18 protein-coding genes are annotated in these 19,032 nt (G+C 72.2%); 8 read left to right on the forward strand and 10 right to left on the reverse strand.

Going from position 1 to position 19,032, the window contains the following annotated elements:
• Positions 1–4: 4 nt before the first annotated feature.
• The 6 genes from ACH9EU_RS17280 to argC are packed head-to-tail and all read right to left on the reverse strand — an operon-like array spanning position 5 to position 6,016.
• A complete protein-coding gene (locus tag ACH9EU_RS17280) occupies positions 5–499 on the reverse strand; it encodes an arginine repressor (protein WP_396415140.1) in 495 nt (164 codons plus the stop codon).
• Positions 496–1,476, reverse strand: a complete 981-nt coding sequence (gene argF, locus ACH9EU_RS17285) for an ornithine carbamoyltransferase (protein WP_396415141.1) — start codon at positions 1,474–1,476, stop codon at positions 496–498. Before argF ends, ACH9EU_RS17280 begins: the two co-directional genes overlap by 4 nt.
• Complete coding sequence (locus tag ACH9EU_RS17290) at positions 1,473–2,789, reverse strand: acetylornithine transaminase (protein ID WP_396415142.1); 1,317 nt, start codon at positions 2,787–2,789, stop codon at positions 1,473–1,475. The genes argF and ACH9EU_RS17290 overlap by 4 nt, the downstream gene beginning before the upstream one ends.
• A complete protein-coding gene (gene argB / locus ACH9EU_RS17295; RefSeq protein WP_396415143.1) occupies positions 2,786–3,715 on the reverse strand; it encodes an acetylglutamate kinase in 930 nt (309 codons plus the stop codon). Before argB ends, ACH9EU_RS17290 begins: the two co-directional genes overlap by 4 nt.
• Positions 3,716–3,755: 40 nt before the next feature.
• Positions 3,756–4,970: a bifunctional glutamate N-acetyltransferase/amino-acid acetyltransferase ArgJ gene (gene argJ / locus ACH9EU_RS17300; protein WP_396415144.1), complete on the reverse strand. Its 1,215-nt coding sequence runs from the start codon at positions 4,968–4,970 to the stop codon at positions 3,756–3,758.
• A complete protein-coding gene (argC, locus tag ACH9EU_RS17305; protein ID WP_396415145.1) occupies positions 4,967–6,016 on the reverse strand; it encodes an N-acetyl-gamma-glutamyl-phosphate reductase in 1,050 nt (349 codons plus the stop codon). The genes argJ and argC overlap by 4 nt, the downstream gene beginning before the upstream one ends.
• A gap of 329 nt (positions 6,017–6,345) precedes the next feature.
• Here argC and ACH9EU_RS17310 point away from each other — a divergent pair, with 329 nt between their 5' ends.
• Together ACH9EU_RS17310 and ACH9EU_RS17315 are read left to right on the forward strand one after the other, a co-directional pair.
• A complete protein-coding gene (locus ACH9EU_RS17310) occupies positions 6,346–7,314 on the forward strand; it encodes a zinc-binding dehydrogenase (protein WP_396415146.1) in 969 nt (322 codons plus the stop codon).
• Positions 7,311–8,708 carry a M1 family aminopeptidase gene (locus ACH9EU_RS17315; protein WP_396415147.1) on the forward strand — a complete coding sequence of 466 codons (1,398 nt, stop codon included), beginning with the start codon at positions 7,311–7,313 and terminating at the stop codon, positions 8,706–8,708. Before ACH9EU_RS17310 ends, ACH9EU_RS17315 begins: the two co-directional genes overlap by 4 nt.
• 76 nt (positions 8,709–8,784) lie before the next feature.
• Here ACH9EU_RS17315 and ACH9EU_RS17320 read toward each other — a convergent pair whose 3' ends face one another.
• On the reverse strand, positions 8,785–9,210 hold the full coding sequence (locus ACH9EU_RS17320; protein WP_396415148.1) for a DUF302 domain-containing protein: 426 nt from the start codon (positions 9,208–9,210) through the stop codon (positions 8,785–8,787).
• Between the two features lie 69 nt (positions 9,211–9,279).
• Complete coding sequence (locus ACH9EU_RS17325; RefSeq protein ID WP_396415149.1) at positions 9,280–9,537, reverse strand: metal-sensing transcriptional repressor; 258 nt, start codon at positions 9,535–9,537, stop codon at positions 9,280–9,282.
• A gap of 131 nt (positions 9,538–9,668) precedes the next feature.
• On the opposite strand from ACH9EU_RS17325, the gene ACH9EU_RS17330 reads away from it, so the two are divergent.
• The 5 genes from ACH9EU_RS17330 to ACH9EU_RS17350 all read left to right on the forward strand — a co-directional run bounded on the left by ACH9EU_RS17330 (position 9,669) and on the right by ACH9EU_RS17350 (position 14,910).
• Positions 9,669–10,262 carry a rhodanese-like domain-containing protein gene (locus tag ACH9EU_RS17330; protein WP_396415150.1) on the forward strand — a complete coding sequence of 198 codons (594 nt, stop codon included), beginning with the start codon at positions 9,669–9,671 and terminating at the stop codon, positions 10,260–10,262.
• Positions 10,263–10,342: 80 nt separating this feature from the next.
• On the forward strand, positions 10,343–11,206 hold the full coding sequence (locus tag ACH9EU_RS17335; protein ID WP_396415151.1) for a TSUP family transporter: 864 nt from the start codon (positions 10,343–10,345) through the stop codon (positions 11,204–11,206).
• Positions 11,207–11,427: 221 nt separating this feature from the next.
• Complete coding sequence (locus ACH9EU_RS17340; RefSeq protein ID WP_396415152.1) at positions 11,428–12,780, forward strand: MBL fold metallo-hydrolase; 1,353 nt, start codon at positions 11,428–11,430, stop codon at positions 12,778–12,780.
• 122 nt (positions 12,781–12,902) lie between these two features.
• Positions 12,903–13,988: a HoxN/HupN/NixA family nickel/cobalt transporter gene (locus ACH9EU_RS17345; RefSeq protein ID WP_396415153.1), complete on the forward strand. Its 1,086-nt coding sequence runs from the start codon at positions 12,903–12,905 to the stop codon at positions 13,986–13,988.
• 427 nt (positions 13,989–14,415) lie between these two features.
• Positions 14,416–14,910 (forward strand): multicopper oxidase domain-containing protein, encoded by a 495-nt coding sequence (locus ACH9EU_RS17350; RefSeq protein ID WP_396415154.1) that lies wholly within the window; start codon positions 14,416–14,418, stop codon positions 14,908–14,910.
• Positions 14,911–16,009: 1,099 nt separating this feature from the next.
• Here the strand turns inward: ACH9EU_RS17350 and ACH9EU_RS17355 are convergent.
• On the reverse strand, positions 16,010–16,591 hold the full coding sequence (locus ACH9EU_RS17355; protein WP_396415155.1) for a TetR family transcriptional regulator: 582 nt from the start codon (positions 16,589–16,591) through the stop codon (positions 16,010–16,012).
• 295 nt (positions 16,592–16,886) lie between these two features.
• Between ACH9EU_RS17355 and ACH9EU_RS17360 the strand changes: the two genes are divergently transcribed.
• The gene (locus ACH9EU_RS17360; protein WP_396415156.1) at positions 16,887–18,056 is read left to right on the forward strand and encodes an MFS transporter; all 1,170 of its coding nucleotides are present in this window, start codon (positions 16,887–16,889) and stop codon (positions 18,054–18,056) included.
• A gap of 250 nt (positions 18,057–18,306) precedes the next feature.
• On the opposite strand, the gene ACH9EU_RS17365 is transcribed toward ACH9EU_RS17360, so the two are convergent.
• Positions 18,307–18,945: a hypothetical protein gene (locus tag ACH9EU_RS17365; protein WP_396415157.1), complete on the reverse strand. Its 639-nt coding sequence runs from the start codon at positions 18,943–18,945 to the stop codon at positions 18,307–18,309.
• Between the last annotated feature and the right edge of the window lie 87 nt (positions 18,946–19,032).

Consider the following 19,032-nt stretch of genomic DNA (forward strand, 5'->3'; position numbering starts at 1 on the left):
GGTCTCAGTCCGCGAGTTCCAGGAAACGGCGGGCCACGGCGTCGCCGCCGTCGGCCTCCCGGCAGACGACCATGATGGTGTCGTCGCCGGCGATGGTGCCGAGGACCTGCGGGAGCACCGAGCTGTCGATCGCGGAGGCGAAGTACTGCGCGGCCCCCGGCGGGGTGCGCAGCACCACGAGGTTGGCGCTGGCCTCGGCGGTCACGAGCAGCTCGCGGCACAGCCCGGTCAGCCGGGCGTCGAGGGCCTCCTGGGTGATGCCCGTCGCGGGCGACCGGTCGGCCCCGGCCTGCGGCACGGCGTAGACGAGCGCACCCGAGCCGTCGCGCACCCGCACCGCGCCGAGCTCCACGAGGTCGCGCGAGAGGGTCGCCTGTGTGACCTGCACGCCGTCGTGGGCCAGCAGGTCCGCGAGCTCGGCCTGGGAGTGGACGGCCCCACCGGTCACGAGCGCCACGATGCGGGCCTGCCGCGCGGTCTTGGTGGCGGGGATGCTCATGCCGTCGCCGCGGGGCCGCCGGGGACGGACAGGTCGTAGCGGCCGGACCGGGCCATGAGCCACACCAGCAGCCCCTTCTGGGCGTGCAGCCGGTTCTCGGCCTCGTCCCACACGACCGACTGGGGCCCGTCGATGACCTCGGCGGAGACCTCGGCGCCGCGGAACGCCGGCAGACAGTGCAGGAACAGGGCCGCGGGGTCCGCCCGGGCCATGGCCGCGGCGTCCACCGAGTACGGCCGGAAGATCTTCGCGCGGGCCTCCGTCTCGGCCTCCTGGCCCATGGAGACCCACGTGTCGGTGCACACCACGTCGGCGCCCGCGAGAGCCTCGGCGGGGTCGGTGGTCACGAGCACGGACCCGCCGGTCAGCGCGGCGCGCTCCTCGGCGGCCCGGACGACGTCGGGGTCCGGGAGGTACCCCTCGGGACCGGCCACGCGCACGTGCATGCCGGCCGTGGTCCCGCCGAGCAGGTAGGAGTGGGCCATGTTGTTCGCGGCGTCCCCGAGGTAGGCGAACACCCGGCCCGCGAGTTCGCCCCGGTGCTCACGGATCGTGAGCAGGTCGGCGAGGATCTGGCACGGGTGGTAGTCGTCGGAGAGCCCGTTGACCACGGGCACCTCCGAGACCGCGGCCATCTCCTCGAGGCCGGACTGGGCGTAGGTGCGCCACACGATCGTGGCGACCATCCGGGAGAACACCCGGGTGGTGTCGGCGATGCTCTCCTTCCCCAGCTGGGACTCCCCCGGGTTGACGACGAGGGGGTGGCCGCCGAGGTCGGCGATCCCGGCGGAGAAGGACACGCGGGTGCGCGTCGAGGTCTTGTCGAAGACCACCGCGACCGTCTGCGGACCGGCGTACGGGCGGTGCGCCCAGCGGTCGGCCTTCAGCGCGGCGGCGAGGTCGAGGACCTCGGCCTGCTCATGCTGCGAGAGGTCCGTGTCGACGAGGAAGTGGCGGGGGGTCGTGGACGGGTTCATGCTTCTTTCGGGGGGGTCTCGGCCGGCGTCGCGGCGGGGGCCGAGACGGCGGCGGTGGCGTCGCCCAGGATTCCGGGCAGGGCGTCGAGGAAGGTTCGTGCCTGCTCCTCGGTGAGGATCAGGGGCGGGGCGAGGCGCATGGTGCCCGGGCCGGTGGCGTTGACGATGAAGCCGGCCCGGCGGGCGGCGTCGACGACGGCGGGGCCGAACGGGCTCGAGGCCCCCTCCGGGATGTCGAGGTCCGCGCCGATGAGCAGGCCGTGCCGGCGCACCGCGCCGATCCCGGGCACGGCCCGCAGCCCGTCGCCCAGCACGGCGCCCACGGTCATGACGTTCTCCAGGAGGCCGTCCTCCTCGATGACCGTCACGGTCGCGAGACCGGCCGCGGTGGCCGGCGGGTTGCCGCCGAACGTGGTGCCGTGCTGGCCGGCTCCGAGCAGCCCGGAGACCTCGGCGCCGATGGTGAGCATCGCCCCGATGGGGAAGCCGCCGCCGAGCCCCTTGGCCAGGGTGATGGCGTCCGGCAGGTCGTCGCCGGTCAGCTCGGCGGCGGAGGCGAACCACCGGCCGGTGCGGCCCACGCCGGTCTGCACCTCGTCCACGATCAGCAGCGCCCCGTGCTGCCGGGTCAGCTCGCGGGCGCGCCGGAGGTATCCCTCGGGCAGCTCGCGCACGCCGGCCTCGCCCTGGACGGGCTCGACGATCAGGGCGGCGACCGTCCCGTCGAGGTGCTCCTCGAGCGCCTCGACCGTGGCGGGGATGTGCCGGACCCCTCCGGGCAGGGGCTCGAAGGGTGCCCGGTACGCCTCCTTGGCCGTCAGGGCCAGCGCGCCCATGGTCCTCCCGTGGAAGGCCGACTCGAGGGCCAGGACCGTGCCGCGCGGCCCCCCGTCCGGGCCCGGGTGCTCGTGGCCGTGGCGGCGGGCGAGCTTGAACGCGGCCTCGTTGGCCTCGGCCCCGGAGTTGGCGAAGAACACGTGGGACCCGGCGGGCGCTCCCGCGAGGGCGAGGAGCTTCCCCGCCAGGGCGATCTGCTGGGGCGAGGTGAAGAAGTTGGAGACGTGCCCGAGCGTGGCGAGCTGCCGGGAGACGATCTCCACCCACCGGGGGTGGGCGTGGCCCAGGGAGTTCACGGCGATGCCCGCGAGCAGGTCGAGGTAGTCGTTGCCGTCGGCGTCGGTGACCACCGCTCCCCGGCCGTGGGTCAGCACGAGCGAGGGCGCGCCGAAGACGCCGAGCAGCGAGTCGGCGTACTCCCCGAGCAGCGCGGTCTGGGCGGAGTACCGGGAGGTGGCGTGCTGGGCGGCGGTCATGGCGTGGCTCCGTGGTCGGGGACGAGCTGGGTTCCGATGCCGGTGTCGGTGAAGATCTCGAGCAGGCACGTGTGCGGGCTGCGCCCGTCCACGACGGACGCCCGGCGCGTCCCGCCCTCCACGGCCCGCAGGGCCGCCTCCATCTTCGGGATCATGCCGGCCTGCAGGCCCGGGAGCATCGCGCGCAGCTCGGAGACGGTGAGCGAGGCGATCAGCGAGTCCTTGTCCGGCCATTTCGCGTAGAGGCCCTCGACGTCGGTGAGGGCCACGAACTTCTCGGCCCGCAGGGCCACGGCCACCGCCGCGGCGGCGGTGTCCGCGTTGACGTTGAGGATCTCGCCCGTGGGGCGGCCCTCGTCGTCGACCTCGGGGGCCACGGAGGAGATCACGGGGATCCGCCCGGCGTCGAGCAGCTGGGTGACGGGCTCGGCGTTGACCCCGACCACCTCCCCCACGTGGCCGAGGTCCACCTCGGCGCCGTCGACGACGGTCCCCCGGCGTACGGCGCTGAACAGGGACGCGTCCTCCCCGGACAGGCCCACCGCGTACGGTCCCGTCGCGTTGAGCAGGGAGACGAGCTCGCGCTGGACCTGCCCGGTGAGCACCATGCGGATGGCGTCGACCGCCTCCCGCGAGGTCACGCGCAGCCCGCCGCGGAACTCCGACTCGATGCCGAGCCGTTCGAGCATCCGGGTGATCTGGGGCCCGCCGCCGTGCACGACCACGGGCTTCACACCGACGTGGCGCAGGAACACCATGTCCTGCGCGAAGGCGCGCCGCAGCGGCTCGGAGACCATGGCGTTGCCGCCGTACTTGAAGACCATCACGGAACCGGCGTAGCGCTGGATCCAGGGCAGGGCCTCCATCAGGGTGCCCGCCTTCAGCTGGGCGTTCTCGTAGCGGGTCGGGTCACTGGGGTGCGGCATGGTTCTCCTGCGCCGGGGTGCGGTGGGTGTCGGACGGGTCTCAGCTGGAGTAGGCGCTGTTCTCCTCGACGTAGTCGTGCGTGAGGTCGTTGGTCCACACGGTCGCGTCGGCGTCGCCGGCCCTCAGGTCGATCAGGACGGTGACCTTCCGGTCGCCGGCGAGGTCCACGCCCTCGCGGGGGTCGCCGATCCCGCCGTTGCGGCAGACCGTGACGCCGTTGATCGAGACGTCGATGCGGTCGGGGTCGAACGCGGCGTCGGTGGTGCCCACGGCCGAGAGCACGCGCCCCCAGTTGGGGTCGTTGCCGTAGATGGCGGCCTTGAACAGGTTGGAGCGGGCGACGGCGCGGCTCACGTCCTCCGCCTGCTGCTCGGTCACCGCGTTGACGGTGGTGATCTCGATGTCGTGGGAGGCGCCCTCGGCGTCCGTGATGAGCTGCTGGGCCAGGGAGTGGCACACGGCCGTGACGGCCTGGCTGAACTCGAACTCGTCCGGGGTGATCCCCGAGGCGCCCGAGCCGAGGAGCACCACGGTGTCGTTGGTCGACATGCAGCCGTCCGAGTCGGTGCGGTTGAACGTGACCTTCACGGCGTCCTCGAGGGCCCACTGCAGGGCGTCCGAGGAGAGTTCGGCGTCGGTCGTGAGGACGACCAGCATCGTGGCGAGTCCGGGGGCGAGCATGCCCGCGCCCTTGGCCATGCCGCCGACCGTCCACCCGTCGCGGACGTAGGAGGCCTGCTTGGAGACCGAGTCGGTCGTCATGATGGCCCGGGCCGCGGCCGTGCCGGCGTCGTCGTCGCCGTCCAGGGCCTCGACGACCGCGGGCAGGCCCCGCTCCATGACGTCCATGGGCAGCTGGATGCCGATCAGGCCGGTGGAGCAGACCACGATGTCGCCCCCGCCCACGCCGAGCGCCTCGCCGACGAGCTCCGCCGTGCGGTGGGCGGCCTGGAAGCCCTGGGGTCCCGTGCACGCATTGGCCCCGCCGGAGTTGAGGACCACGGCCGCTGCCCTGCCGTCGGCGGTCGCGGCCTTCGACCACTGGATCGGCGCGGCGGTGATCCGGTTGGTCGTGTAGACGGCGCCGACGTGGTGCTGCGGGCCGTCGTTGACGACGAGCGCGAGGTCGGGTCCGCCGGAGTCCTTGAACCCGGCGGCGGTGCCGGCGGCACGGAAGCCGTGCGCGGCGGTCACCCCGCGGGTGGCGTCTACCTGGAGGGCGCCGGCGGGCTGCTGGGACGGGTACGTTCTCACGGTGCGACTCCTTGGAGGTTCAGGCCGGTGTCCTCCGGCATGCCGAGGGCGAGGTTCATGGACTGGACGGCACCGCCGGCGGTGCCCTTCACGAGGTTGTCGACGACGCAGGTCACGACGACCCGCCCCGAGCGGGTGTCGAGCGCCAGCTGGAGCTGGACGTGGTTGGAGCCGGCCACGGACTTCGTCGCCGGCCACCGGCCATCGGGCAGGACGGTGACGAACTGCTCGGCCACGTAGGCCTCCTCCCAGGCCTCGCGGACCTGCCCGGCCGTCACGCCCTCGGCGACCCGCGCGGTCGCGGTCGTGAGGATGCCCCGGGGCATGGGCGCGAGCGTCGGGGTGAACGAGATCCGCACGGACTCCCCCGCGGCCTTCGACAGGCCCTGCTCGATCTCCGGGGTGTGGCGGTGCGCGCCGCCGACGCCGTACGGGGACATCGAGCCCATCACCTCCGAGCCGAGCAGGTGCGGCTTCACGGCCCTGCCCGCCCCGGAGGTCCCCGAGGCCGCCACGATCACCACGTCCTCGGGCTCGAGCAGCCCGGCGGCGAAACCGGGGCCGAGGGCGAGCAGGGCGCTGGTCGGGTAGCAGCCGGGCACCGCGATGCGGGTCGCGCCCCGGAGCTGGTCACGCTGTCGGGTGCCGTCCGGGTCCACGATCAGCTCGGGCAGCCCGTAGGGCCAGGTCCCGGCGTGCGGGGAGCCGTAGAACTGGTCCCAGTCCTCCGCGGAGTCCAGCCGGTGGTCGGCCCCGGCGTCGATCACCACGGTCTCCGGCGGGAGCTGTGCCGCGATCTCCCCGGAGGCGCCGTGGGGCAGGGCCAGGAAGACGACGTCGTGGTCGTCGAGGGCCTCGACCGTGGTCTCCACGAGCACGCGGTCCGAGAGGGAGTGCAGGTGCGGCTGCAGCTCCCCCAGCCGCTGGCCCGCGTTGGAATGGGCGGCCACGGCCCCGATCTCGATCTCCGGGTGCCCCGCGAGGATGCGGAGGACCTCGCCCCCGGCGTACCCCGAGGCTCCCGACACTGCTGCGCTGAACGTCATGCCACCCACTCTAACTCAAAGTTATGCAGAGTCTTCAATAATTATGCACCGTGACGGAGAGCGGCCCGCGGCCGGCGTCGAACGTGCTGATCCGTGGCGGCACGCCACGGCACCCCCCTGCGGGCTCGCCCCCGGCCCCGGCCGTCCCCCCGGACGGCCCTGTTCCGAAATCTACGCTTCCCGAGCGCAAACATCGACCGTGACGGCCCGTTCCCGTGCCCCCACTTGTGCTCACGCTACCCCCGCTGGGCCCGTCCCGGGAGGGGGAACGGTACGGTCCGTGCCTACGATGGCAGCAGTCGTGTCCCCGATCCCAGGAGGTATCCGTCATGGTCCGCTGCGTCATGGTCGAGCAGGCCGGAGGCCCGGAGGTGCTCACCCTCGGCGAGCGTCCCGACCTCGAGCCCGGTCCGCACCAGCTGCTCGTGGAGACGCGCGCCACGGGGGTGAACTTCATCGAGGTCTACCAGCGCGAGGGCGTCTATCCCGTGGAGCACCCCTTCACTCCCGGCTCCGAGGGGATGGGCGTGGTGCGGGCCGTGGGCGCCGAGGTGCGGAGCTTCGCCCCGGGCGACCGGGTCACGACGTCGCAGGCCTCCCGGACCTACGCCGACGCGTTCCTCGTCGACGACGACAAGGCGCTGCGCGTGCCCGACGGCGTCTCCGACGAGGTCGCCGCGGCCGTTCCCCTGCAGGGTCTCACCGCCCACTACCTGGTGCGCTCGACGTATCCGGTCCGGGAGGGCGACGTCGCCGTCATCACCGCGGGAGCGGGCGGGGTCGGAGGCCTCGCCGTGCAGCTGCTGAAGTCGCGCGGGGCCACGGTCGTCGCCCTGGTGGGCTCCCCCGAGAAGGCCGAGACGGCCCGCTCGCTCGGCGCCGACGTCGCCCTGGTGGGCTACGAGGGCTTCGCCGCGAGCGTCCGGGAGCTCACGGGCGGCCGCGGGGCCGACGTCGTCTACGACTCCGTGGGCAAGGACACCTTCGACGAGTCCCTGAAGGCACTGCGCACCCGGGGCACGCTCGTGCTCTTCGGCGGCTCGTCCGGACAGGTCCCGCCGTTCGACCTGCAGGGCCTGGCCAAGCACGGGTCGCTGTACGTCACCCGGCCCACGCTCAACGACTACCTCCTGAACGAGGAGGAGCGCAGCCGGCGGGCCGGGGAGCTGTTCGACGCGGTGCTCGACGGGTCGCTGCGCATCCGCGTCGCCGAGACCTTCCCCCTGGCCGAGGCACGGCGCGCGCACGAGGTCCTCGAGGCCCGCACCGCCCAGGGCAAGCTCCTCCTGGTCCCGTGAGCGCTTCGACGAAGGGTTCCTCGGGCGGTCCGGTGAGCGCCGCGCACCGGCACCTCGGAGCGGACGGCGACCCCGATCCCTACACACCCGGCGTCGGGTGCTGCGCGGTCACCGTGGAGCACTACGACCTGGACCTCGACTACGACGTCGAGGACAACGGCCTCGAGGGCCGGGCCATCCTCACGTGCCGGGCCCTGCGCGGCACCGACCGGGTGGAGCTGGACCTCACCGAGCTGGCCGTGACGGAGGCGCGGTTCGGCGGCGGGGGGCTCGGGGGGCTCCTGGGCGCTCGCAAGGTCGGCGTCCACCACAGCGGCAGCCGCCTCGTCCTGGTGCTGCCACGGGTCGTGGCCGCCGGCGAGGCCTTCACCCTCACCCTCTCCTACGAGGGCTGGCCCGAGTCCGTGGACGGTCCGTGGGGGGAGATCGGCTGGACCGAGCTCGACGACGGCGTGCTCGTGGCCGGCCAGCCGACCGGGGCCTCCACCTGGTTCCCGTGCGTGGACCACCCCTCCCACCGGGCGACGTACCGCGTCACGGTGCACGCCGACGCCGACTACGAGGTCGTCGTCCACGGGGAGCTGGAGTCGGTCGTGGAGCGAGACGGCGAGCGCCACTGGGTCTACGCGTCCCGGGTGCCGCTGCCGGCCTACCTGGCCACCGTGCTGATCGGACCCTACGGGCGCACCGAGCTGGGCGGCTCGCGCGTGCCCCAGTACCTCGTGTGCTCGAAGAAGCGGCGGAAGAAGGCCGAGAAGACCTTCGCCGACCAGGCCCGGATGATCGACGTGTTCACCGACTGGTTCGGGCCCTATCCCTTCCCCAGCTACACCGTGGTGGTGGTCGACGAGACGCTCGACGAGCCCTTCGAGTGCTTCGCGTGCTCCGTGTTCGGCAAGAACGAGCTGGGCACCGACTGGGACGAGCAGCGGCTCGTGGCCCACGAGCTGGCCCACCAGTGGTTCGGCAACAGCCTGGTCCTGGCGTCCTGGCAGGACATCTGGCTCAACGAGGGCTTCGCGTCCTACGCCGAGTGGATCTGGTCGGAGGCCTCCGGCGACCGGCCGGCACGGTGGCACGCGGAGAAGGCCCACAAGACCCTGTCCAAGATGCGCCAGGACCTCGTGATCGGCGACCCGGGCCGGGTGCGGCTCTTCGACGACGTGGTCTACGTCCGGGGGGCCCTCACCGTCCACGCCCTGCGCGAGGCCGTGGGCGACGACGCCTTCCGCGTGCTGCTGCGCAGCTGGGTGGCGGCCCACCGGGACGGGTGGGTCAGCACCGCGCAGTTCCGGGCCCACCTTCGGGAGGTGGTGCCCGAGCAGCGGTGGCGCGAGCTCGACGGCCTGCTGGACGCCTGGCTGATGCGACCCGAGCTGCCGGCGCTGCCCTGACCGGTTCGGCGCCCCNCCGGTGGTGGGGCGCCCCTGTGGTCGGCGGTGCTGTGAGTCGGCCGCCGTGGAAGAGCGCTCAGCCCGCCGCGGGGCCGGCTTCGCCGAGCGTGGTCAGCGCTGCGCGCAGCCGCGTGTCGGCGTCGTCGGCGACCTCGCGCACTTCGGGGTTGCCGCTGAGCTGGACCATGGTCTGCGGGTCGATGGTCTCCACGGTGGTGTGCTCGTCGTCGTTGCCGCGCCGGACCACGACATTGCAGGGCAGGAGGGCACCGAGCTGCGGCTCGGCGGCCAGGGCCTTGCCGGCCAGGCCGGGGTTGCAGGCACCCAGGATGATGTAGTCGCCGACGGCTTGACCGGCCTCTTCGCCCAGCTTGGTGGTGAGGGTGGCCTTGACGTCGATCTCGGTGAGGATGCCGAAGCCCTGCTCGGCCAGGGCTTCACGGGTCCGTTGCACGGCCTGCTCGTAGGGCAGGGGGACGGTGAGGGTGTGGGTGTAGGTCATGGTCGGCTCCTTCGACGGTTCTTCGACGGCGTTGAGGCTTCCGGATGTCAGACTGTCAGGTTCTCGGGGTCACGCCAGGGACAGGAACAGCTTCTCCAGGTCCTTCTTGTCCAGGGTCTCCTCCGGATTGGTCAGGCACTGCTCGAGGCCGCTGGCGATGATGGCGAACCCGGCGCGGTCCAGGGCCTTGGACACCGCCGAGAGCTGGGTGACGACGTCCTTGCAGTCCCGACCCCCCTCAAGCATCCGCACCACCGCACCCAGCTGTCCTTGGGCGCGCTTGAGGCGGTTGATTGTGGGGGTCAGTTCGGTGGTGTCCAGCTGCACGGGGTTCTCCTGACAAGAGTTCGGGGCTAGCCACCAGTCTATACCCCCAGGGGTGTCTTGCATACCCTGGAGGGTATCGGTAATACTGGATGCACACCCCCGCTCCTGTGAGTTCTTCCGAAAGGACCCCCATGACTTCCACCACCGCCACCGTGACCACCCTCGACCCGCAGACCCTGCGCCGGTGGATGGCCCAGCACGAGGACCTGGTGATCATCGACGTCCGCTCCGGCGCCGAGTTCGAATCCCTGCACATCCGCGGCTCCTACAACGTGCCCTTGCCCCTGCTCGCCGAGCACACCGCCGAGCTGGCCGCCCGCCTCGGTGAGCGGGTGGTGCTGGTCTGCCAGTCCGGGGTCCGCGCCGAGCAGGCCCGCCAGAAGCTGGCCGGGGCCGGCATCGGCACCGCCCACGTGCTCACCGGCGGAGCACCGGGCTTCGCCGACGCCGGCGGCGACGTCGTGCGCGGGGCCCAGCGGTGGGACCTGGAGCGCCAGGTGCGCATGGTCGCCGGCTCCCTGGTGCTGACCGGACTGGTCGGGGGCCGGTTCGTCTCCCCGAAGCTGCGCACCCTGGCCGGGGTCATCGGCACCGGGCTGACCTTCTCGGCCGCCTCCAACACCTGTGCCATGGGCAAGGCCCTGGCCGCCATGCCCTGGAACAGGACCGCCGCCGAGCCCACCGCCACCGCGGCCATCGACCGGATCCCCGTCCCCGCCGCCTGAGGATGCCGGCCAGGGGCCGGCATCCGCGCCGGCCCCGGCACACCCCGCCGGCACGGACCCACAAGGACAAGGACATCCTCATGACCCTCGCGCTCACCCTGACCCTGCTGCTGTCCGTGGTGATCGGACTCTCCCTGGGCCTGCTGGGCGGGGGCGGGTCCATCCTCACCGTCCCGATCCTCACCTACGTGGCCGGCCTGGATCCGAAGGAGGCCATCGCCGCCTCCCTGTTCGTCGTCGGAGTGACCTCTGCCGTCAGCGCCGTCAACCACGCCAGCCACCGGCGCGTGAAGTGGCGCACCGGGCTCGTCTTCGGCGCCGCCGGCATGGCCGGGGCCTTCGCCGGAGGCCTGGCCGGGGGACACATCCCCGGCACCGTGCTGATGATCGCCTTCGCCCTGATGATGGTCGCCACCTCCCTGGCCATGATCCGCGGCCGCAGGAACGGCACCGCCGAGGCCCACGACGGGGAGCTGCCAGTCCTGAAGGTCGTCGCCGAGGGCCTGGTCGTGGGCCTGGTCACCGGCCTGGTGGGGGCCGGCGGCGGCTTCCTCGTCGTCCCGGCCCTGGCGCTGCTGGGCGGGCTGTCGATGCCCGTGGCGGTGGGCACTTCCCTGGTGGTCATCGCCATGAAGTCCTTCGCCGGGCTGGCCGGCTACCTCACCACGGTCTCCCTGGACTGGGCCCTGGTCGGCGGAGTCACTCTGGCCGCCATCGCCGGCTCGATGGCCGGGGCGCGGCTGGCCGGACGGATCCCCGAGGCCGCCCTGCGCCAGGGCTTCGGGGTCTTCGTGCTGGCGATGGGCGTGTTCGTCCTCGTCCAGGAGGTGCCCGGTGCGGCCGGGAGCGCCGTCGGGGTCACCGCCGCAGCCGCGGCCCTGGCCGCCGCGATCTGCTGGTTCGCCGTCCCGAAGTGCCCGCTGCGCACACCCCTCACGGCCTGATCCGCACCGCGCTTCCCACACCCTCCGCTACTGCCCGATGTCCCGATCACCGACCGAGGAGGTCCCCATGACCACCGTCCACGTCCGGACCGCTCAGCACCGGGCCACCGCACAGCGCTGACCGCCCGCTCCGGACCCGCATTCACCGATACCCCGCACCACAGCGACCCGAACCGGGTGGTGCGCAGAACGCACCACCCACCACCACAGGAGGAAGAACCATGGACGTCACCGTCATCGACACCCCCCAGCTCGGGGACCGCAGCTACCTCGTCCACGACGGGCAGGTGGCCCTGGTCATCGACACCCAGCGCGACATCGACCGTGTGGAGACCCTGCTCGCTCAGGCCCGGGTGAAGCTCACGCACGTGGCCGAGACCCACATCCACAACGACTACATCACCGGTGGACTCGTTCTGGCCCAGAAGCACGAGGCCGCCTACCTGGTCAACGCCGCCGACGACGTCTCCTTCGAGCGCACCCCGATCGCCGACGGGCAGACCGTGCAGGTCGGAGAGCTCTCGGTGAAAGCCGTGGCCACCCCCGGGCACACCCACCACCACCTCTCCTTCGTCGTGGAGCACGACGGTCAGCAGGCCGTGTTCTCGGGCGGCAGCGTCCTGTACGGCTCCGTGGGCCGCACCGACCTGCTCGGTGCCGAGCACACGGTCGGACTGACCCACGACCAGTGGGCCTCGGCCCGGCGCCTGGCCCAGGAGGCGAAGGAGCAGGCGGCCCTGTACCCGACCCACGGGTTCGGGTCCTTCTGCTCCTCCGGCCCGGCCACCGGGGCGGAAGAGTCCACCCTGGGTGAGCAGCTGGCCACCAACCATGTCTACACCGAGGGCGACGAGGAGCGCTTCGTCGCCGAGCTGATCGCCAACCTCACCGCCTACCCGAACTACTACGTGCACATGGGTCCGGCCAACGCGGCCGGCCCCACCGAGCCGAACCTGGAGGTCCCCGACTCTCTGGACCCCGCCGAGTTGAAGGCGCGCCTGGGGGCCGGGGAATGGGTGGTGGACCTGCGCCACCGCGTGGCCTATTCCGCCGAGCACCTGAAGGGCACCATCAGCTTCGAGTACGGCGACGGGGGCAGCTTCACCACCTTCCTGGGCTGGCTCTTCCCCTACGACCGGAAGCTGACCCTGGTGGGCTCCCGCGGGGACGTGGAGAACGCGATCCGGGACCTCTCCCGGATCGGCATCGACGGCCCCGACGCCGCCCTGGGCGAGAACCCCGCCGAGCTCGCCCCGGGGGCAGTCGTGTCCTCCTACCCCAGGGTGGGCTGGGCCGAGGTGCTCTCCGACCGCCCGGTCCAGGAGATGATCCTGGACGTGCGCCGGGTGGAGGAGTACGAGGACTCCCACATCGACGGGGCGGTCAACATCCCGTTGCACGAGCTGATCACCCGCATGGACGAGGTCCCCGCCGGGCGGCTGTGGGTGCACTGCGGTTCCGGCTACCGCTCCGGAGTGGCCGCGTCCCTGCTCGAGCGTGCCGGCAAGGACCCTGTGCACATCGACGCGATGTTCGACGAGATCACCGACGCCGGCCTGCCCATGGCCCGCTGAGCACGCCCGGGCACCGTCCGACGAGGTCCGGGGGCGGGCAGGAGAACCTGATGCTCGCCCCCGGGCCACACCCGCACCGGCAACGCACATCGCCGCATCCCGCACACCCAGGAGAGGCCCGCATGGAAACCCGCACCGCACCGTCCCGCACCCGGGACGTGAACCGCAGCCTGACCGGCATGGGGGCCACCGTCGCGGCCCTGCACCTGGCCGGGTGGGGAGCCCTGTTCGCCTGGCTGCTGCCGGCCCAGGCCGGCGCCGGGGCCAACCCGGCGGTGCTTCTGGGGCTGGCTGTGGGCGCCTACGCCCTCGGGGTCCGCCACGCCTTCGACGCCGACCACATCGCGGCGATCGACAACGCCACCCGCCAGTTCCTCACACGGGGACGCCCGACCGTGACCACCGGGTTCTGGTTCGCCCTGGGCCACTCCTCCGTGGTCGTGGTCTCCGTGGCCCTGCTGGCACTCGGGGTGGAGACTTTCGCCAGGGGCCTGGCCGACGAGGACTCCACCTTGCGCCATGCCGCCGGGATCTGGGGCGGAACCGTCTCGGGGCTGTTCCTGCTCGCCACCGGGATCCTGAACCTGCCGGCCCTGCGGTCCCTGCACCGGTTGCGCCGCACCACGGACGACGCCCCGGTCGATGAGGCCCAGCTGCACACCCACCTGGATCGGCGCGGGGTGCTGCACCGGGCACTGCACCCGCTCACCCGCACGGTGGATCGTCCGGTGAAGATGTACCCGGTCGGGTTCCTCTTCGGGCTGGGTCTGGACACCGCGGCCTCCATCAGCCTGTTCGTGCTGGCCGGGGCCCTGGCCCCGGGGCTGCCTTGGTACGCCGCCATGGTGCTGCCGGTCCTGTTCACCGCCGGGATGACCGCCTTCGACAGCGCCGACGGGCTGATGATGGCCCGAATCTACAGCCGGGCCGCAGGCGATGCCCGCCGCACCCTCGACTACAACCTCCTCGTCACCGGAGTCTCCGTCTTCATTGCCTTCCTCATCGGCGGAACCGGCTTGCTCTCCGTGACTGCCGACGTGCTCCAGCCCTCCGGTGGGGTCCTTCAGGTGGTCACCGCCGTGGACCTGAACTTCCTTGGCGTCACCGTGATCGCCTTGTTCGTCCTGATCTGGGCGGCCACCGCCGCAGCTCGCACGGCCAGGCCCTCCGCTGCCGTCGTCCGGATCTCCGCAGGAGGGCAACGGTAAGTCGCCCCACCTGCTGGGGCCGTTGACCCCCCGGGGGCGACAGCACACGAGGCCGGGCCGACCACGCACGACGAGGGACGAGGAGAACGTTCGTGATGAACGATGGCCGTACCGGATCGATGGGGGACTTCGGGCTACTGGTGCTCGTGCGGGCGGACGTGCTGGTTGGGGGCCGGCCAGGGGTGCTGGCCGTGGGCGGGTGTTTCTCGAGGAGCGCTACGTCGGCGGGGAGCTCAGCACCGAGGAGTATCGGGAACGCTTGAGAGCTTCGGAGGAGGACAGCCGGTGAGCCCGATGGACCCCCCGTCAGCTGCCGGCATCGGACACGGCCTGAGCCGGTGCTACGGACCTCGGCGGCGCCGGGCTGTGGTGGACCGCCAGCGACGGTCCCGGCTCCATCGTGGGTGACGATCTCCTCGAACCTCGGGTGTCGACCAGCCGCGACGTCGGGCGCCTGCCGGTCCCCGAGGAGATCACCGAAGTGGTCATCGCCCCCGGCAACCGGATCGAGTTGCTCGTCGAGACCACCGAGCGCTCCTCAACGCTGGTCGCCGCACCGGTGGATCGCGGCGGCATGGACGGGATGATGGGCAGGAGCATGGCCGGTGACGGCCCCATGACAGGCTGTGCAGGCAGCGGGGAGGGCGCCATGATGGACTTCGCCGTCAACGCCCGGGAGTTCGACCCCGACCGCACCGACTTCCCGGCGGCGGCCGGGACCGTGGAGGAATGGACCCTGAGGAACTCCAGCCCCACGGACCACCCCGTGCACCTGCACGTATGGCCCGCGCAGATCGTCGAAGACGGTGACCGTGACGTCTCCCGGTCGAGGTGGCAGGACGTCGTCAGCGTCCCGGCCGTCGGGCACGTGGAGGTCCTCATCACCGTCGAGGACTTCCCCGGGCGCACCGTCTACCACTGACTCATCCTCGACCACGAGGACAAAGGCATGATGGGCACCGTCGAACCCCGCTGAACCTGCGGTCCCTGCAGCGACGACCACGGTGATCCGCCGATCCACGGCCCGGTGCTCTCATCCACCTCCTGATCAGGAGCAGCGGCAATCTCACCATCGAGAACCTTGCGTGGAAGCCGTAGGCGTCCGCAGCGACCGTCATCATCTGTGTGGTGTGCGGCGTCCACCACATGCGGCGGTGACGCAGGCAGGGTTCGGCCGGCAGGGTTCGGCCGGCAGGGTTCGGCCGGCAGGCCATCGGTCGGCGCAACACCTGAAGACGCGCACCACAGCCGTGTCTCCGGGCACAACACGAAGAACCGACCCGCGTTGCCTGTCCTGGCCCTGCCATCGTGCCGACGGCGCCTAACTCCCGTCCAGCGCACACGGTGGGGCGCGGATCATTCTTTCCGGCGAGTCGGCACGATCACCGGGCGGCTCTCGCCCTCGTTGGGCATGGCCTGTGAGACAGAGCCCATGAGCAGGCCCCGGAACCCGCCGTAGCCGCGGCAGCCGAGACCGAACCCACACGCCCGCGGACCCCGCGGCGGCACAGCACCATGGCCGCGGCCCTCTCGGACTCGTCGACCAGTACCCCCGCGGCGTCCCGGCGCTCTACGACCGCAACGGCCTCGATTCCCTTTTCCCGGGCGAGGCCACGGCGGACACGGCGGACTTCTCCGCCTACTCCTCGATGGCCTCCAGGTAGGGCCCGTAGAGGCTGGGGTCCACCGCTGGTGGTCGCCGGCTATATCCGTGTCCTCAACGCCCGGGCCTTGCACCGATCGGCATTCCAGATCCCGTTGTCGGCAACCGGCTGCTCACGGAAGGCGACCCAGCTGGCGTTCTTGTTGCATCTTGCGGTCACCACCTGGCCCGTCTGCGCCGCGGACTCGGGCCTCACTCCGATCGGTCCGAGGGAACAGCTCGTGTGTGCAGCCCTGGGCAGCACAGTCCTGGTGCTGGTGGAGATCGAAAACCGATACGCCGCGGCACGGCCGGTCCCCACTCCACCTCCATTGCATGAGAAGGGACTGTCCGGCGCTGCGTGCCGCAGGTGAAGAGTTCAGTCACGCATGTGGGCTTGAGCTGCTGAGCGGGCCAGCCGACGGCCGACGTCGATCGGCGACCGGGGGCAACCTCGGAGGAACGCGGCCAGGGTACCGCTGTAGGCCAGGAGGACCTCGTCGGCCAGGTCCTGGGCGCGCGCCCCGGCGAGAGGACGGGACAGGTGCAGGAGCCGCTCGGTGAGCAGGGCGGTGTCCCCGTCCAGGACATCGCTGATCTCCGGCGCGGCCTCGGGAAGTTCGGTGGCGGCTGCCAGGAAGGCGCACCAGCGTGACGGGTGGTTCCGGTCACCCCGGTAGGATGCCAGGGCGTCGAACACCGCGAGCAGCCGCTCCATGTCGTCGCCGGCCGCGACGACGTGCTGGTCCCAGACCGCCCGCCAGTCCGCCAGCCGGACCCGCAGCGCCTCGGCAACCAGGGCGTCCTTGCTGCCGAAGTGCGTGTACAAGGTGGCCGCGGAGACCTCCGCCCGGCGCAGCAGCTCATCCACGGGTGTGGCTCGGATGCCATGGTCGAAGAGCACGTCATCGGCTGCCCGGAGCAGCCGGGTGCGCGCGGGAGTTCGCTGGGCAATGGTCACCACTTCATTGTAGGGACCACCGGTTCAGAACTCCCGTTGTGGTGTAGTGTAACGATCGTTCTGGTGATGGTTCCAGGAGGGTGCAATGCGAGCTCTGGCGCTCAGCGGCATGGCGTCGACCGCGGCGACCCACGGGTCGGCGCGCCGCGGATACGGGCCCCCTCCCGCCCCGGTCCGCCGTGACCCTCCGGACGGAACTGCACCCCGACGAGCAGTCAGGCTCGGCGGACCGTGACGCCGATGTCGGTGGGGCCCGCGGCGGATCCAGGGAACGCCGCGCAACGAAGGGACATTCATGACACTCTCCACCGGCAGCCGGATCGGCCTGGCGGGAGCGGCGGTGGTCGGGGTCGCCTTCGGCATGGCCCGCTATGCCTACGGCCTGACGCTGCCCGGCATCCGGGAAGACCTGGGACTCTCCGAGCTGGTCCTCGGCCTGGTCGCGAGCGCAACGTTCGCGGGCTACCTCGCCGGCCTGCTGCTCGCAGGCCCACTCGCCGCTCGGCACGGTTCGCGCGCGCCCACGACCGTGGGCGGGGCCTGCGGCGTTCTGGGGGCGGTGATGGTGACCCTCGCGCAGTCCCCCGGGCTGCTCGCCGTCGGTGTCGTCCTGGCCGGCAGCGCCGGCGGCTGGGTCTGGGCGCCCTACTCCGACATCGTGACCCGTGCGGTGCCCTTGCGGCAGCAGCCCAGAGCGTTGGCGATCATCACGACCGGCACCAGCGGCGGACTGCTGCTCCTGGGCGGCCTGGCCGTCCTCGCGGCACTGGGTTCCTGGCGCCTGGTCTGGGCCGGCATCGCCCTGGCCGCTGTGGCCGCCGCGGTCGTGAACCTCCGCCTGGTGCCGCGAACCGGTCCGGCCCCACGCCCGGGCGGACGGCGCGGTGCCGCCTCGCTGACGGCAGCGCTGCGGGTCCCGGCCGCCTACTCCATCGTCTACTTCGCGGTGGTCGTCATCTACTTCACCTACGCCGCGGACGTCCTCGACCGCGGCACCCTCCCGGCGGCAGCCGTCCCGGCGCTCTACACCGCCATCGGCCTCACCGGCATGGTGGCTGTGGCCACCGGGACCCTCGCGCAGCGAGTGGGCAGCGCACGGGTCGCCGCGCTGTGCCTCGGAACGGTCGGCGCGGCGCTGGCGCTGCTCGGGCTGGCCAGCGACTCCCTGACCGCGACGATGGTCTCAGCATGCATCTTCGGGGCGGGGTACATGACAGGATCGGCGGTGCTCGCGGTCTGGACCGCCGAGCTGGTTCCCGCCCGGGCCGGCGCGGCGTTCACCGGCTGCCTGGTCGTGGGGGCCTTCACGTCGGTCGCGGCCCCCGCCCTGGCCGGTGCGGTGATCCCCGGCCTGGGGCTGGGGGGCCTGCTGGTCCTCACCGCCGCGGTGTCACTGCTCAGCGCGGTGGCCCTGTTGGTGCATGGCTTACCCCGAACGGCTTCCGTTGGCGGAACCGTACCGTGAACAGCGCCGCCCTGCTCGTCCTGCACGCGCACGCACTTCCGTGATCGGGGCACTCTCCCACGTCGCCGGCAGTCCCGCCGGCTGCGCCACACCGGGGCCACATCGCGCACGGGCCCACTGACGCCGGTGACGACTCGTGCACTGGAGGACGGACACGGCAGACGTCTGCACCCGTGTGCGCGCCGGCATCGCGGGCGCGTGCCTGCAGACCACCTCGGACGGTGACTTGTGGCCGTGCTCCCGGGCCGGGTCAGTCCTGCTCGCGGTAGAGCCGCCGGGCGAACCAGATGCCGCCGCCGGCCGCGGCGAGCCCGCCGAGCAGCAGCAGCACGGACTTGGCCCGCTGCCACGCGACGGTGCCGGAGGTGACGCCCTCCCCGAACTCACCGGCCTCCGCGGTCCGCACGACCTGGAGCGTGCCGTCCTCGACGGCGAGCAGGGCGTCGGCCTCGGCGTGGAAGTCGTCCTCCCTCGAGCCCGTCTGGGTGCCGCGGAAGACGATCTCCTCGCCGGCCTCCGGCACCCGCGGGTCGGCCAGGCCCGAGTCGAAGGGCTGCTCCGTGACGGCGTCGTCCGCGGGCAGGACCCCGCGGTAGATCGGGTTGTAGGTCTTCGTGCGCAGGTCGTTCGTGAGGTCCTGGTACTGCCCGGAGATCACCCAGGACCGGTCCGCGTAGGCCTCGAGCTTGCGGGAGTCGTCCCAGGCGAGGGCCGCGCTCACCGCGAGCACGAGGCCCACGACGAGCCCGAGCAGACCCACGGCCGTCGGCTTCCAGGCGATCGAGCGGCGCCGGCGGGCGCCCTCGTCCCCGCCGTCACCGCGTTCGTCGTCGCTCTCGTCGTCGAACGCGAAGAACGAGTCCGGCCGGTCGGTGGACTCCTCGGTCATGGTGAACTCCTGGAACGGGGTCGGGGAAGGGGGTGGGAGCGGGCGCGGCGGTCACCGCCGGGGCTCGGTGCCACAGTACCGAAGTTC

It is taken from the genome of Kocuria rhizosphaerae (genome assembly GCF_044462265.1).
Lineage (GTDB): Bacteria > Actinomycetota > Actinomycetes > Actinomycetales > Micrococcaceae > Kocuria > Kocuria rhizosphaerae.